Source organism: Pseudomonas sp. GW821-FHT04D07, from assembly GCF_059420225.1.
The window spans coordinates 276,255-289,657 of sequence record NZ_JBWKTH010000004.1 but is presented as its reverse complement, the minus strand read 5'-3'; the positions used below and the strand labels follow the sequence as shown (position 1 = coordinate 289,657).

13 protein-coding genes are annotated in these 13,403 nt (G+C 58.4%); 5 read left to right on the top strand and 8 right to left on the bottom strand.

The window, feature by feature from the left end; all coding sequences use genetic code 11:
- Positions 1-15 precede the first annotated feature (15 nt).
- Genes AC07T0_RS08750 through AC07T0_RS08740 form a run of 3 tightly spaced genes read right to left on the bottom strand, consistent with a single transcriptional unit; the run spans position 16 to position 2,922 of the window.
- Complete coding sequence (locus tag AC07T0_RS08750; RefSeq protein WP_495000775.1) at positions 16-1,581, bottom strand: glycosyltransferase family 39 protein; 1,566 nt, start codon at positions 1,579-1,581, stop codon at positions 16-18.
- Positions 1,574-2,545, bottom strand: a complete 972-nt coding sequence (locus AC07T0_RS08745; RefSeq protein ID WP_495000774.1) for a glycosyltransferase family 2 protein — start codon at positions 2,543-2,545, stop codon at positions 1,574-1,576. The genes AC07T0_RS08750 and AC07T0_RS08745 overlap by 8 nt, the downstream gene beginning before the upstream one ends.
- A complete protein-coding gene (locus AC07T0_RS08740) occupies positions 2,542-2,922 on the bottom strand; it encodes a GtrA family protein (protein WP_495000773.1) in 381 nt (126 codons plus the stop codon). Before AC07T0_RS08740 ends, AC07T0_RS08745 begins: the two co-directional genes overlap by 4 nt.
- 425 nt (positions 2,923-3,347) lie before the next feature.
- Between AC07T0_RS08740 and AC07T0_RS08735 the strand changes: the two genes are divergently transcribed.
- Together AC07T0_RS08735 and AC07T0_RS08730 are read left to right on the top strand one after the other, a co-directional pair.
- Positions 3,348-4,475 carry an OpgC domain-containing protein gene (locus AC07T0_RS08735; RefSeq protein ID WP_495000797.1) on the top strand — a complete coding sequence of 376 codons (1,128 nt, stop codon included), beginning with the start codon at positions 3,348-3,350 and terminating at the stop codon, positions 4,473-4,475.
- Between the two features lie 104 nt (positions 4,476-4,579).
- Complete coding sequence (locus AC07T0_RS08730; RefSeq protein ID WP_495000772.1) at positions 4,580-7,681, top strand: transglycosylase domain-containing protein; 3,102 nt, start codon at positions 4,580-4,582, stop codon at positions 7,679-7,681.
- Positions 7,682-7,697: 16 nt separating this feature from the next.
- On the opposite strand, the gene AC07T0_RS08725 is transcribed toward AC07T0_RS08730, so the two are convergent.
- A complete protein-coding gene (locus AC07T0_RS08725; protein WP_495000796.1) occupies positions 7,698-8,123 on the bottom strand; it encodes a C40 family peptidase in 426 nt (141 codons plus the stop codon).
- Positions 8,124-8,446: 323 nt separating this feature from the next.
- Here AC07T0_RS08725 and AC07T0_RS08720 point away from each other — a divergent pair, with 323 nt between their 5' ends.
- Together AC07T0_RS08720 and AC07T0_RS08715 are read left to right on the top strand one after the other, a co-directional pair.
- Positions 8,447-9,037, top strand: a complete 591-nt coding sequence (locus AC07T0_RS08720; RefSeq protein WP_495000771.1) for a PadR family transcriptional regulator — start codon at positions 8,447-8,449, stop codon at positions 9,035-9,037.
- Positions 9,034-9,816 carry a siderophore-interacting protein gene (locus AC07T0_RS08715; protein ID WP_495000770.1) on the top strand — a complete coding sequence of 261 codons (783 nt, stop codon included), beginning with the start codon at positions 9,034-9,036 and terminating at the stop codon, positions 9,814-9,816. The genes AC07T0_RS08720 and AC07T0_RS08715 overlap by 4 nt, the downstream gene beginning before the upstream one ends.
- Positions 9,817-9,967: 151 nt before the next feature.
- Here AC07T0_RS08715 and AC07T0_RS08710 read toward each other — a convergent pair whose 3' ends face one another.
- The 4 genes from AC07T0_RS08710 to AC07T0_RS08695 all read right to left on the bottom strand — a co-directional run bounded on the left by AC07T0_RS08710 (position 9,968) and on the right by AC07T0_RS08695 (position 12,482).
- Positions 9,968-10,621 carry a Pr6Pr family membrane protein gene (locus AC07T0_RS08710; protein WP_495000769.1) on the bottom strand — a complete coding sequence of 218 codons (654 nt, stop codon included), beginning with the start codon at positions 10,619-10,621 and terminating at the stop codon, positions 9,968-9,970.
- 17 nt (positions 10,622-10,638) lie between these two features.
- Positions 10,639-10,869, bottom strand: a complete 231-nt coding sequence (locus AC07T0_RS08705) for a VF530 family protein (RefSeq protein ID WP_040070571.1) — start codon at positions 10,867-10,869, stop codon at positions 10,639-10,641.
- 166 nt (positions 10,870-11,035) lie between these two features.
- The gene (locus tag AC07T0_RS08700; RefSeq protein ID WP_495000768.1) at positions 11,036-11,689 is read right to left on the bottom strand and encodes a Pr6Pr family membrane protein; all 654 of its coding nucleotides are present in this window, start codon (positions 11,687-11,689) and stop codon (positions 11,036-11,038) included.
- A 151-nt stretch (positions 11,690-11,840) separates the two neighbouring features.
- Positions 11,841-12,482, bottom strand: a complete 642-nt coding sequence (locus AC07T0_RS08695) for a Pr6Pr family membrane protein (protein ID WP_495000767.1) — start codon at positions 12,480-12,482, stop codon at positions 11,841-11,843.
- 401 nt (positions 12,483-12,883) lie between these two features.
- Between AC07T0_RS08695 and AC07T0_RS08690 the strand changes: the two genes are divergently transcribed.
- Positions 12,884-13,222, top strand: coding sequence for a DUF6124 family protein (locus AC07T0_RS08690; RefSeq protein ID WP_495000766.1), 339 nt, complete (start codon positions 12,884-12,886; stop codon positions 13,220-13,222).
- The last annotated feature ends 181 nt before the right edge of the window (positions 13,223-13,403 follow it).

Genomic DNA, 13,403 nt, shown 5'->3' with positions numbered 1-13,403 from the left:
GGTAGCCAGGCGCCTTCACTCACACATCGCAGGGTTATCCCCTGGCACGCTCCCGCAGATCTCATACAACCCCAGAACATTATCGCCCATCAATATTTGCTTGATCTGACGCCAGCGACCGGGAAGAGCAACCTCGTCACCCGGTTTTTTATGGGAGTAGTCAAACCACCATACTCGACCTGTTGCCGTTTCAACACGATCGAGAGATTCAACATAAGTATCATTGCCATACTTCATCATGGGTGCAAAAAAACCTGAAGTCATTGAACGATCACCTTTTGACGGTGGAAAATACAACAAAAGCTCCCGCCCCCTATCATTATAAAAGTGCCCAGCATAAAACAGATAGGCATCACTCGCGACCAATACATCGCCGCTAACAGACCGAGCATTAAAGTAGGCCATCAACTCAGCCACTCTATTATCCGCCACCTGATAAGGATTATTCAGTGTATGTTGCTGACTATAAACATGACTTAAGCCCAAACCCTCCAACGCCGAGAGCACGCACACCATCAGGACAAACACCCTCCTACTCCGTAATTTATCCAGTGCTATAGCCACAACAGCTGGCATCAGCACGGCGGAAAAAAATAAATAGCGCTCTACAAATACCGGAATATAGAAAGAAAATAAAAAAACGACAACCATCGTCAAAAACCCGCCTATGACAATCAGCGTTTGCACTGCACATCGACTGGTATCCTTCCACAGCACGACACTCCCCGCCATCAGATACAAGATCGGCACCAGCCAATAAACAAATACATTATAATAACGCCCATCGTTAACGATCAAAAATCTCCATATCGCCGATGGCAAGCTATAACTTGAAACTGGCCGAATCCAGCCCACGCCGAAGGTGTCCAGCTGCGTAAAAATGTTCGACACCCATGGCAAATAAAGCAGCGAAATCAACAAATTAGCCAACCACCACTCGAGCCGCTCAATCTGTCGATGCCCGCCATAACCCGGCAGACGGATCAACAGCAGATATATCCAGTGGGAAAGTGCGCAAAAAATCGAAAAATAGTGTGTATAAAACCCGCTCACCATCAATAAAGCATAAATAACCAGATAGACATTTTTTTGCGACCTGAGCACCCAGTACACCAGCGCAATGGTGGCGCCCGTCAGTTCGACCCCCATCAGCGCATACATGCGAACATCCTGACTGTATCGAACCGCGATAGGTAATAACGCCAGCAACAAGCCGGCCGTTATTGCTGCCCGCGGTGTTGAAACCATCCGCACCAGCCAGATACCAAGCCCGACGTTTACAACGCCAAGCAAGGCGCTGAAACCCCTTGTCCACATCAACGCTTCGCTGTCGGTCAGTGCGACCAGCCCATGCAGGAGTATATAAAAAAGCGGGGGATGCACATCTCGCCCACTTAGCGTCCAGATATCCGCAAGCGGATAGGTAATTAACTCCAGGCTAAAACCTTCGTCGGACCATATGGAGGCGTTGGTCAACAAGTAAAAACGCACTCCTATCGACAAGCCGACAATCGCGACAACCCACCCCCCTATGGCGCGTGAACGCGTGGTCGTCATCGCCGCTGACTCGATGTCACTCATGACGCCCCCACTCCCGGACCGACGACAGTCCTTTCCCCCGCCGGGTAGAAACAATATCCTTTACCACATACCTGGGCCGATGCTTGGCCTCCATATAAATCCGTCCCACATACTCTCCCAACACCCCAATCCCGACCAGTTGCACTCCACCTAAAAACAAGATGGCCGTCATCAGCGATGGATACCCCGGCACGGCGTTACCAAACAACAGTTTGTCGACCACCATATACCCGGCATACAGCAGCGCCAATAATGAAATCCCACCGCCGATGTAACTCCACAGGCGCAACGGCAGGGTACTGAACGAGGTGACCCCGTCGAGCGCCAGATTCCATAATTTCCAGGCATTGAACTTGCTCCGACCACCAGCACGGGACGCCCGATCGTATTCAATAATGGTGACCGTGAAACCGGGCCACGACAGCACCCCCTTCATGAACAACTGCTGCTCCGGCAAAACCTTGATCACATCCACCACTTTTCGATCCATCAGGCGAAAATCGCCCACATTCTCTTCTATATGAGGATACGCAATACTATTCAGCAGGTGATAAAACATGCTCGCAAACTTCCGTTTCAGATAGCTGTCCGCCGAACGATTTCGGCGCTTGGCCAGAACCACATCCGCTCCGTTTTGCCATTCGGCAATCAACCTTGGAATGACCTCAATCGGGTCCTGCAAGTCGACATCGATAGGAATGACCGCATCACCACTGGAAAACTCAAGACCGGCAAACAAGGCCGGTTCCTTACCAAAATTCCGAGAAAAATTGATCACCACCACATCTTCATCAATCAACGCCAATGCACGAGCGAGCCCTTCCGTACTATCAGCACTACCGTCATTGATAAAAATAATCTCGAGCAGGTAATTACGTAATCCAGGCTCTTGTCTGACCGCTCGATAAAATAGCTCAATGGCTTGTTCTTCATTGAACACCGGAACAACCAAAGAAATTTTCACGTTGCCCTCCCCCGAAAGACCACGTAACTGGCATAGAAATAACCCACGACCAGACTGACACCTGAAAAGACGACCAGGGTCACGACACCCGGCATGGCCAACCGATCCCCAAGCCAGCCTATTGCAAAGCTCAAACACGCCATGAAGCCAGTAAAGGACAGATAGCGCGGCAAGGATGCCGCGCGCTTGAAGTTATATCGTGAGTTGGCATAAAAAGAGAATGTGGCTGCCACGACAAAAGCGCAGACATTACTGACGAGCTGACGAACCGACATGACAGCGTGCAGCGTCAGGAAGACACCCCAGTGAATCAACGTATTAAGAACGCCGATATAAACGTAGGTCGAAAAATGCTTGAGCAGCACACACACGGCCATGTCCTGAATTCCGCAGCCGAAAAGAAATACCCACCCGATACCGACCGGGGGGCGCTTCCACGTACAACGAAACACCCGCGTGGTGAGATCTCAACACTAGGCCGCGCCAACAGGTCTGTCCACTGTCAGAAACCACAAGTATAGACCAGTTCGTCACCCTGCCATCCCACCCCTAACGATGGAGCCCTTTCAACCCTGCGCCGGCTATCTGAAAGGTAGCGCTGATCGGAATTTCAGGCCTTATGTCATCCGCGCCCCGGCAAACGGTGGCAGGCAAACCCCGGCACAAAACTGTGACATTCAGTAATACCCCAGTTTTGCAATTCCCGCCCACTCACGCCAACCTGCACGCCGCCGCTGTGCGGCGTTCAATTTCTTACAGCCACAACAGCCCTATTCAACATTCGCCCAAGAGTTTTCCCGTGATATCCAACGGACGCGACCTTCGCATCGACTTTTTCCGTGGGTTGGCGCTGATCTTCATTTTCTGGGATCACGTGCCACAGAACCCGCTCGGCCATTTCACCGTGCGCAATTTCGGTTTCAGCGATGCGGCGGAGATCTTTGTCTTTCTCGCCGGCTACGCGGCGATCCTGACCTATGGCAAGATCGCCCGCCGCGACGGCTTTCTGGTCGCCAGCGTGCGCATCCTGCGCCGGGCCTGGGTGCTTTATGTGGCGCATATCTTCCTGCTGGCGTTGCTGATGGGCATCGTGTTCTTTGCCAACAGCCAGGTGGAAACCCGCGACCTGGTGCAGGAAATGGGCTTGCAGTATTTCCTTAGCCATCCGCAGCAGGCACTGGTGGACGAACTGCTACTGCGCTTCAAACCCAACCTGATGGATCCCCTGCCGCTGTATATTCTGTTGCTGCTCGGTCTGCCGCTGGTCCTGCCAATGCTGCTGCGCAAGGCCGAATACGTGGTCGGGCTGTCCGTGCTGCTGTACCTGCTGGCGCCCTGGTTCCAGTGGAACCTGGCCGCCCAGGAGGGCGGAGTATGGTTCTTCAACCCCATGGCCTGGCAATTGTTGTTCGTGCTCGGCGGCGCGGCGGCCATTCATGGGCAAAAAAAAAAAAAGCCCCCGGAACTCCGCCCGTTGTCACGCCAACCGCTGTTCGTGACCTGTGCGGTCTATTTGCTGGTCTGCGCGGTGATCGCCCTGTCTTGGAAATGGCCACAGTTGCACGACGCCTTCATGCCCAAGCTGTTGGGCGAATGGCTTTACCCGATCAGCAAGACCAACCTGTCGCCAGCACGCTTGCTGCATTTCCTGGCACTGGCCTATGTGCTGGCGAAGCTGTTACCCAATGGCCGCTGGCTGGATCATTGGCTGGCCCGGCAAAGCTGCCGGATGGGCCGTTATTCGCTGGAAGTGTTCTGCTTCGGCGTGCTGCTGGCACCGCTGGCGGACATGCTCAATGCCCAGGCCGGGGATGGCTTGCCGGTGCAGGTGTTCAGCGCGCTGCTGGGGGTGGCGTTGATGGCGGCGCTGGCGAGCTGGCTGGACCTCAACAAGCGCCTGGGCCAGCCGGTGCAAGTGATGACCACCTGATTGCCCCACGTAGCCTGACTCACTTCACATATTTTTCCCCGCCCCCAAGCAGCGTCTAAGCTTCAGGCAAGTGCGATCAATCTGCGTGAATGGATGAATCGACTATGGGCGCTTTATGGCAATCCGATTCGGGCAACACTGTGGCGCCAGCCAACAGGGAGGATGAAGCGCCTTTACCGAAAAAACCGCGTAAGCGCAGGTTGTGGTGGCGGCTGTTCTGGCTCGTGCTGCTGATTGCCCTGGTGCTGCTGGGGTTTGCCGCCTCGCGGGAAATGCGCAGTTCAAAAATCCAGGCGCGCGAGTTCAGTCGCCTTGCCGCCGACCTCGGTTATTCGCTGGAGCCCGGCCCCAGTGACTCGATGCTCTATCCCGGTGAAGGACCGTTCGACAAGCGCCTGGGCTACAGCGCCCTCGGTGAATTCCTGCCACGCCTGCTGAAACGCAACTACATGATCGAAGCCCAGGCGCGCTTCTCCCCGGCGCTGCTGGACTATAGCCAGGAAGGCTTCTTCGTACCGTACAAGGAGAAAATCCAGGCTGGGCTGTCGATCACCGATTGCCGCGGGGGCGATGTCTACCACTACGACTATCCGCAACAACTGTATGCGAGCTTCGAAGCCATCCCGCCGCTGGTGGTCAACAGCCTGCTGTTCATCGAAAACCGTGACCTGCTCGACCCGAAACAGCCCGAGGCCAACCCGGCCGTGGACTGGCCACGCTTCGGCAAGGCGGTGCTGTCGCAGATTACCAAGGTGCTGCACATGGGCGGCCAGACCGCCGGCGGCAGCACCCTGGCGACCCAGTTGGAAAAATACCGGCACTCGCCGGACGGCCTGACCCTCTCGGGCGGCGAAAAGATCCGGCAGATGATTTCCGCCAGCGTGCGTGCCTATCAGGCCGGACCGCAAACCCTGGAAGCGCGCAAGGACGTGGTCCGCGACTACCTCAACAGCGTGCCGTTGTCGGCCGTGCCCGGGCATGGTGAGGTGCATGGCATGGCGGAGGGCTTGCGGGTTTGGTACGGCGCCGACTTCGCCCAGGTCAACGCGCGCTTGAACAGTGTGGCCAGCGATCCCCTGAGCCTGTCCCAACGCGGCCTGGCCCTGCGTGAAGTGCTATCGCTGATGATTGCCCAGCGCCGCCCCTCCCATTACCTGGCCCGCGGCCGCGACGAGTTGGCCGAGCTGACCGACAGCCATATCCGCCTGCTGGCCCAGAACGCCGTGATCGACGGCCCCCTGGCCGCCGCTGCCCTGGCCAGCAAAGTGACCTACCGCGACTGGCAGCAGGAGCCGACGATCCAGCCGGTGGAGTCGAACAAGGGTATCAGCGTGGCCCGCAGTCGCCTGTCGGCCATGCTCAACCGGCCACTCTACGACCTCGACCGCCTCGACCTCTCGGCCACCAGCACCTTGCAGTCGGAGTTGCAAAGCCAGGCCAGCGACTACCTCAAGCGCCTGGCCGATCCCGAGGTCGCCAAGTCCCTGGGCCTGTTCGGCGAACACCTGCTGACCCCCACCAGCACGCAACAGGTGCGCTACAGCTTCACCCTTTTCGAACTGACCCCCGACAGTGCGCGGGTACGGGTGCAGACCGACAGCACCGACCAGCCCTTCGACATCAACGAAGGCAGCAAGCTCGAACTGGGCTCCACCGCCAAACTGCGGGTGCTGACCAGCTACCTGCAGATCATCGCCGAACTGCACGACCGTTATGGCAACCAGCCATCCGCCGAACTGAAGAAAGTGGCCAATGACGCCCAGGACCCGATCACCCGCTGGGCAGTGGATTACCTGGCGCAGAACAACGACCGCTCCTTGCCGAAAATGCTCGATGAGGCCCTCAGCCGGAAATACTCGGCCAACCCCGGCGAAAGCTTCTTCACCGGCGGCGGCCTGCACCACTTCCACAACTTCCGCAAGGAAGACAACGGCCGCAGCCCGACCTTGCGCGAGGCCCTGCGCGAGTCGATCAACCTGCCGTTTATCCGCCTGCTGCGCGACCTGGTGCGCTACAGCACCTACCAGGGACCGAACAACAGCGCCGAACTGCTCAAGGACGATAGCGAGCCCCGTCGCCAGGAATACCTGGCGCGCTTCGCCGACCGCGAGGGCACGGCGTTCATGCTGCGCTTCTGGAAGAAGTACCAGAACAAGACCTCCCAGGAACGCCTGGACACTTTTCTTGACAGCATGCATCCGACGCCGATTCGCCTGGCCGCCGTGCATCGCTACCTGCTGCCGAATGCCCCGCAGGCGGCCTTCAACACCTTCGTGCGGGCCCACCTGAAAACCGAGAAAGTCACCGACGAACGCCTGGCCAAGCTGTACAAGACCTACGGCCCCGGCACCTTCGACCTGCCGGACCAGGGTTTTATCGCCAAGGTTCACCCGCTGGACCTGTGGCTGCTGGGTTACCTGTTGAACAACCCCCAGGCGCACTTCAGCCAGGTGGTGGCCGCCAGCGAGTTCGAGCGCCAGGAAGTCTACGGCTGGCTGTTCAAGAGCAAGCACAAGGGCGCCCGCGACAGCCGGATCCGGGTGATGATGGAGATCGAAGCCTTCCTCGATATCCATCAGCGCTGGCAACAGGTCGGCTACCCCTTCGATCACCTGGTGCCGTCGCTGGCGACCGCCATCGGCAGCTCCGGCGATCGGCCGGCGGCCCTCGCCGAACTGGTGGGGATCATCCTCAACGACGGCGTGCGCATGCCGACACTGCGCATCGACAGCCTGCACTTCGCCGCCGGCACCCCTTACGAAACCCGCTTGGTCAACGACCCGAGCAAAGGCAAGCGGGTGCTGCCGTCGGAGGTGGCCACGGCGCTGCGCGAAGCCTTGTCACAAGTGGTGGATGCGGGCACCGCGCGGCGGGTTTCCGGCAGCTTCAAACAGCCGGACGGCACACCGCTGGCCATGGGTGGGAAGACCGGCACCGGCGACAACCGTATCGAAGCCATCGGGTCCGGCGGACGGGTCTTGAGTTCGAAGTCGATCAACCGCACAGCGACCTTCGTGTTCTACATCGGCGACCATCACTTCGGCACCCTGACCGCGTTCGTCCCGGGGCGCTCGGCCGAGTCGTTCAAATTCACCTCGGCCTTGCCGGTACAAGTGCTCAAGGGCATGGCGCCGATCCTGACGCCTTACCTGCAACCGGGCAGCAGCACCTTGTGCACCGCGCAAAAGGTCGCGCAAACGCCATGACGGCAGGAGAAAAACCTCAGCGGGAAGTGTGAAAGCGCTTGGCGAGGGTGTAACTCTTTTTCCAGTAGCTGTTGCTGAGGGAATCGATGCGCACCGTCTTGCCGCTGCGCGGCGAATGAATGAATTTGCCCCCGCCGATATAGAGCCCGACATGATTGACGGTGTTTTGCCCATTGCGCCTGAAGAACACCGCATCGCCGGGCTTGAGGTTGTGCCGCTCGATGGTCCTGGCGTTGGAGCGGCGCATGGCGACGGTGGTGCGCGGCAACTTGATATCAGCCTCCTGCTGAAACAGGTAGACCAGCAGGCCGCTGCAATCGAAACCGTTGACCGACATCCCGCCCCAGCGATAGGGCGTGCCAATCAGTTCATGGGCGCGGCCCACGACATTGTCGATGGGCGCCGGCTTGGCCCGCAGCCCCTGGACCAGCCTCGCCGACAACCCCGGTTTTGCCGCATCGACGGATGCCTGAGCCGACAGGAACAGACCCGGTGATACCCACAGAAGCGCTCCGAACAAGAAACTGGACACGATAAGTCCCGCCTTTTTGACACCAGGCGGCATGGTAAAGAGCTGTCCCAGCCCTTGATTAGAGTGCTTTTCTTCGATTCACGTAGGGAAAATCCTCAGAAACAAACAGAAAAAACACCGGAGCCTGGCAGGCACATGAGCGCCAACGGGCTGAATGTCCGTTCGTCATTTTTTCTTGTCGCGCGCTTAAGATATATCTTAAGGTATATCTTAAGAAGACAGGAGAAAGAGAAATGAGAGAGGAACATCCCCACCATCGTCATCATCCGCGAGAACTCGGCGATGGCCATGACGGTTTCGAACGCCGCCCTGGTCGTGAACGTGGTGGCCGCGGCCCCCGGGTCTTCGCCCCCGGCGACCTGAAGCTGTTGCTGCTGGCGCTGATTGCCGAACAGCCCAGCCACGGCTACGACCTGATCCGCCAGATTGAAGGCATGTTCGACGGTGCCTACAGCCCGAGCCCTGGCGTGATCTACCCGACCCTGACCTTCCTCGAAGAAAGCGAATTGATCATCGGCGATGCAGCCGACGGGAAAAAGCGCTACGGCGTGACCGACGCCGGACGCCAGTCCCTGGTCGAACAGGCCGTGGCCCTCGATGGCGTGCGCATGCGCATCGATGTCAGCAAACGTTCGCTGCGCGGCCATGAACGGCCGTTGGAAATCCACGAAGCGGTGCACAACCTGCGCCACGCCCTGCAACTGCACAACGGCCGCTGGAGCCAGGAAGAAATCCTGCGGGTTCGCGACCTGCTGAACAACACCGCCAAGGCCATCGTTGATGGGCCTGTATCGGCCCCATCCTGCTCGGAGCAACCGGAATGAATGCAGTCAATCAACCAGGGATTCACCGTGTCATGCACGAGATCAAGCGCCGGCGCCTGGAAGTGCTGCGGGTGGTCGACCTGACGCCGCGCATGCGCCGCATCACCCTGGGCGGGCCGGAGCTGGCGGGCTTTATCAGCCTGGGCACGGACGACCATGTGAAAGTATTTTTCCCACAGAACGCCGCCGAACAGGCCGCGCTGGACACCATGGTACTGGGGGCCAAGGACAATGGCCCGCTGCCGGCCATGCGTGACTACACCCCACGGCGTTATGACCTGGAAAGCGCTGAACTGGATATCGACTTCGTTCTCCACGGCGACGGTCCCGCCGCGACTTGGGCGGCCCAGGCCGCGCCCGGTCAGTGCCTCACTATCGCCGGCCCGCGGGGTTCGATGGTGGTGCCGGATATCTTCGACAGCTACCTGCTGATCGGCGACGAAACCGCGCTGCCGGCGATTGCCCGACGCCTGGAAGGCCTGGCGGCCAATCGCCGGGTGCGGGTGGTAATCGAGGTGGAGAATGCGGCGGAGCAGCAAGTGCTGCAGAGTCCGGCGCAGGTCGAGGTGACCTGGGTGCGGCGCGATATGCCGGAGCAGGATCTGCTGCACACCGTCGAACAGCTGAGCATCCCCGAGGGCAGCCTGTACGCCTGGGTCGCGACCGAAGCGGCGCTGTCACGCAAGATCCGCAAGGTGTTGCTTGGCAGCCATGGTTTGAACGAGGAATGCCTCAAGGCGGTCGGCTACTGGAAACTGGACGACAGCACCGAGGAGTGATTCGTCGGTAGGGAGGGCCTCTTCGCGGGCAAGCTCCGCTCCCACAATAAGGTTGTGTCGTATGCAAAATCGGTGAACGACACAACATTGTGGAGCGGAGCTTGTCGGGACGCCACACCGCCGTGAAAGCGTCAGTCCAGACACCACCGCGCTACCTGCCGCTCCGCCATCGATCCAGCGCAATCAACACACCCGACACCAGCAAAAACCCCAGCAGAATCTGCCCGGCATGGATAAACACCTGTGGATAACCCAACTTATCCACATCGAAAAAAGGATACGGATACACCCCGATCAGATGCCCGCGCAATAGCACATAGGCGAAATAGACTATGGGGTAGAGCGCCCAGGGCAACCCATTCCACAGCCGCAAGGTGCCCTTCTTCACGCAACACCACCAATAGACCACAAACAACAGCGGCATCACGTCGTGCAGCAACTCATCGGCCAGCCATTGAAACCCCTGGGGATGCCACAGATGGCGTAGCAGCAGGTTGTAGGCCAGCCCGACCACGACGATGCTCGCCGTCACGCCAGTCTGCACCGTCGGTTTGAGAAACCAGCGCCTGCCCGCTGAGTCCCGGGCGGTCACCGCGCAGGTCAGCACCGTCGCTGCCAGGGTATTGGTCAGCACCGTGAAAAAACTGAAAAAGGTCACCAGCCCGCCGATCAGGCTGGCCTCCACCTGCCAACGAAAAATCAGCAGCAGGTACATCTGAATCGCCAGCCCGCTCCAGCCCAGCAGCGCCGCGCCCAACAGCAGGATCCGAGACCCGCCACCCGAGGTTTCGACAGCGCTGTGCATCGCTCCGGTTCCCGCGCTCACAGCTCGCGCTTGGTACGCGCCAGCTTGATATAGAGGGCCTCGACCTTCTCCCGCGCCCAGGGCGTCTTGCGCAGGAAGGTCAGGCTCGACTTGATGCTCGGGTCACTCTTGAAGCAACGGATATCGATGCGTTGCGCCAACCCTTCCCATTCGTAATGGGCCACCAGGGCATTGAGAATCTGCTCCAGGGTCACGCCATGCAAAGGGTTGTTGTTCGATGCCGTCATGCCAGGCCTTCAGGTCAGGAAATGGAAGAAGCCGCGCACCTTAGCCGAGCCTTGGGGCGGGGGGAAGAGCCACGGGCGAAGACAAACCGTCCAGTGCCTGGGATAAGTGTAGGACCACTCTGAGTTTTCCATCCAACGGCACCCAGGTACCGACAGGATCAACCGCTCAGCGCTTGCCTTTCCACCGATCCACGGCAATCACCACCAGTGAAATCACCACAAACGCCACCAGTACCATCACGGCATTGATAAACACCTGTGGATAACCCAGCGTGTCCACTTCGATAAAGGGATAGGGGTAGGTGCCGACAAAATAGCCACGCACCAGAGCGTAGATGAAATAGACCAGCGGATAGATCAGCCACGGCCACACATTGCTCCCATGCAAGGTGCCCTTGGGCACGCAGAACCACCAATAGAGCACAAACAGCACCGGCATCACATCGTGCAGCAACTCGTCGGCCACCCACTGCAGGCCCTGGGGGTTCCACGTATGGCGCAGCAGCAGGTTGTACGCCAGCCCAACCAGCACGATGGCGGCGACCACACCGCCCTGGACCGAGGGTTTGAGACAGAAACGCCGGATGGGCGAATCCCCCGACGTCGCCGCACAGGTCAGCACCAGTGCCACCAGGATATTGGTCAGCACCGTGAAATAACTGAAGAAAATGTCCACCCCGCCCAACAAGCTCTTGTCGCCTTGCCAGCGCGACATCAGGATCAGGTAGAGCTGGAGGATCAGGGCAAACCATCCCAGCACTGCCGCGATCTTCACCGCAATCCCGCCCCCACTTTGCGTTAACACCATTCCGTCGCTCATGACCAGGCTCCTGGCTACGCGGCACCTGCGACGGCAAAGCCCCATGGTTGAGTGCTTATGAAACAGGCGGACTGTTGAGCAAGACCCTAGAAGAACCCGGGACTAGACTCTACTGTCAGAAATGACAGTCCTGACCAACGGTCGTCGCTGTTCACAGCCTGCCGCGCCAGCGATCCACGGCAATCAGCATCAGAGACACCAGCACGAATCCGAGCAGTACCGCTCCGGCATTGATAAACACCTGGGGATAACCGAGCGTGTCCACTTCGATGAAGGAATAAGGGTAGGAATCAATCAGCCGTCCACGCACCAGGATACAAACGAAGTAGATCAGCAGATAAATCACCCAGGGCAGCATATGCCGCCATTGCAGCCGCCCCTTGGTCACACAGAACCACCAGTAGAGTAAAAACAGCACGGGCATCACGTCGTGCATCAACTCATCAGGTACCCACTCGAAGTCCTGGGCGCTCCACGGAACGCGCAACAACAGGTTGTACACCAGCGCGACCAGCACCACGCTGACTGACACGCCGCCCTGAACCGAGGGACTGAGAAAGAAACGATGCGCCGCCGAATCCCCCAATGTCGCCGCGCAGGTCAGCACCAGCGCCACCAGGATATTGCTCAGCACCGTAAAATAACTGAAGAAGACGTCCAGTCCGCCCAACAAGCTCCCAGCGGCCTGACAGTTCTGGTAGAGCTGGATGCCCAATGCCACCCATCCCAGAAGTGCCGCCGCCTTCAGGGAGACTCCACGCCAGCCTTGTGTCAAAACCCGGTCACTGTCCATGACCTTGGCTCCTGACTCTCTCAACTAGAGCATAGCCGTGTATTAACGGTTCCTGAAAACGGTCAATGGATCACCACCGAATGCGACTTTGCTCTTTCATTTGTATGAAGTTTCCTAGAAAATTCTGACCGCTTGCGCCTGCCAAAACACGTGGCTAGTCTTCGTTCGTCACTGCCAATTCAGTGATCGGGTTTAGTAGCCCGCGTGAGCTTTAGGCGCATGGCGTCATCATGCCATCAGGTCCTTTTATTGCCTGAACATTATGGTGGCTGTGCGCAGGGCGCCTTCGGGTGCACCGGTTCCTTAGCTCGCCGGCCTACTAACCTGCGTACAGCTGCCACCCTCAAATCGTTTAGTAGCGACTCGGTAGCAGCTCAACCTACGTTGAGAGAGCTAAATCAATGTCGAAGATTACCCCCGATCCCCCCGTCAACCCGCAGTACAAGCACGACAAGACCACCGACCGGGTATTCGCCCATTACAACCTGCCACCGGTTGAACCGCCCGAACCTTACAAGCTGCCGGAAAGCCTGTACCAGATCCGTGCGGATGTGCGCTCGGAAGAGTCGTTGACCACTGCCTACGAGTTGCTGGAGTCGGCCGCCGCGACGGCCTATGAATCCGTGGAAAACCTGAGCGGTGCCAATCGCAAGGTAGTACTCGGCGTGGTGCATCTGATCGAGTTGGCGAAGGCGTTGGTGGATTCGGCGTTGAATGAGCGCGGGGGACAACACCCATAAGTTTTGCGGCGCCTGGACGGACGCCTTCGCGGGCAAGCACCGCTCCCACAGTATTTGAGTCGAGCCTAGATGTTGTGCACGACACAAAACCTAATTTTGAGTCGAGCCTAGATGTTGTGCATGACACAAAATCTAATTTTGAGTCGAGCCTAGATATTGTGCACAACACAAAACCTAATTT

Coding starts and splice junctions, on each gene's coding strand:
- AC07T0_RS08750 (WP_495000775.1), bottom strand. CDS start 1,581: ATGAGTGACATCGAGTCAGCGGCGATGACGACCACGCGTTCACGCGCC.
- AC07T0_RS08740 (WP_495000773.1), bottom strand. CDS start 2,922: ATGGCCGTGTGTGTGCTGCTCAAGCATTTTTCGACCTACGTTTATATC.
- AC07T0_RS08730 (WP_495000772.1), top strand. CDS start 4,580: ATGGGCGCTTTATGGCAATCCGATTCGGGCAACACTGTGGCGCCAGCC.
- AC07T0_RS08720 (WP_495000771.1), top strand. CDS start 8,447: ATGAGAGAGGAACATCCCCACCATCGTCATCATCCGCGAGAACTCGGC.
- AC07T0_RS08715 (WP_495000770.1), top strand. CDS start 9,034: ATGAATGCAGTCAATCAACCAGGGATTCACCGTGTCATGCACGAGATC.
- AC07T0_RS08710 (WP_495000769.1), bottom strand. CDS start 10,621: ATGCACAGCGCTGTCGAAACCTCGGGTGGCGGGTCTCGGATCCTGCTG.
- AC07T0_RS08705 (WP_040070571.1), bottom strand. CDS start 10,869: ATGACGGCATCGAACAACAACCCTTTGCATGGCGTGACCCTGGAGCAG.
- AC07T0_RS08700 (WP_495000768.1), bottom strand. CDS start 11,689: ATGAGCGACGGAATGGTGTTAACGCAAAGTGGGGGCGGGATTGCGGTG.
- AC07T0_RS08695 (WP_495000767.1), bottom strand. CDS start 12,482: ATGGACAGTGACCGGGTTTTGACACAAGGCTGGCGTGGAGTCTCCCTG.
- AC07T0_RS08690 (WP_495000766.1), top strand. CDS start 12,884: ATGTCGAAGATTACCCCCGATCCCCCCGTCAACCCGCAGTACAAGCAC.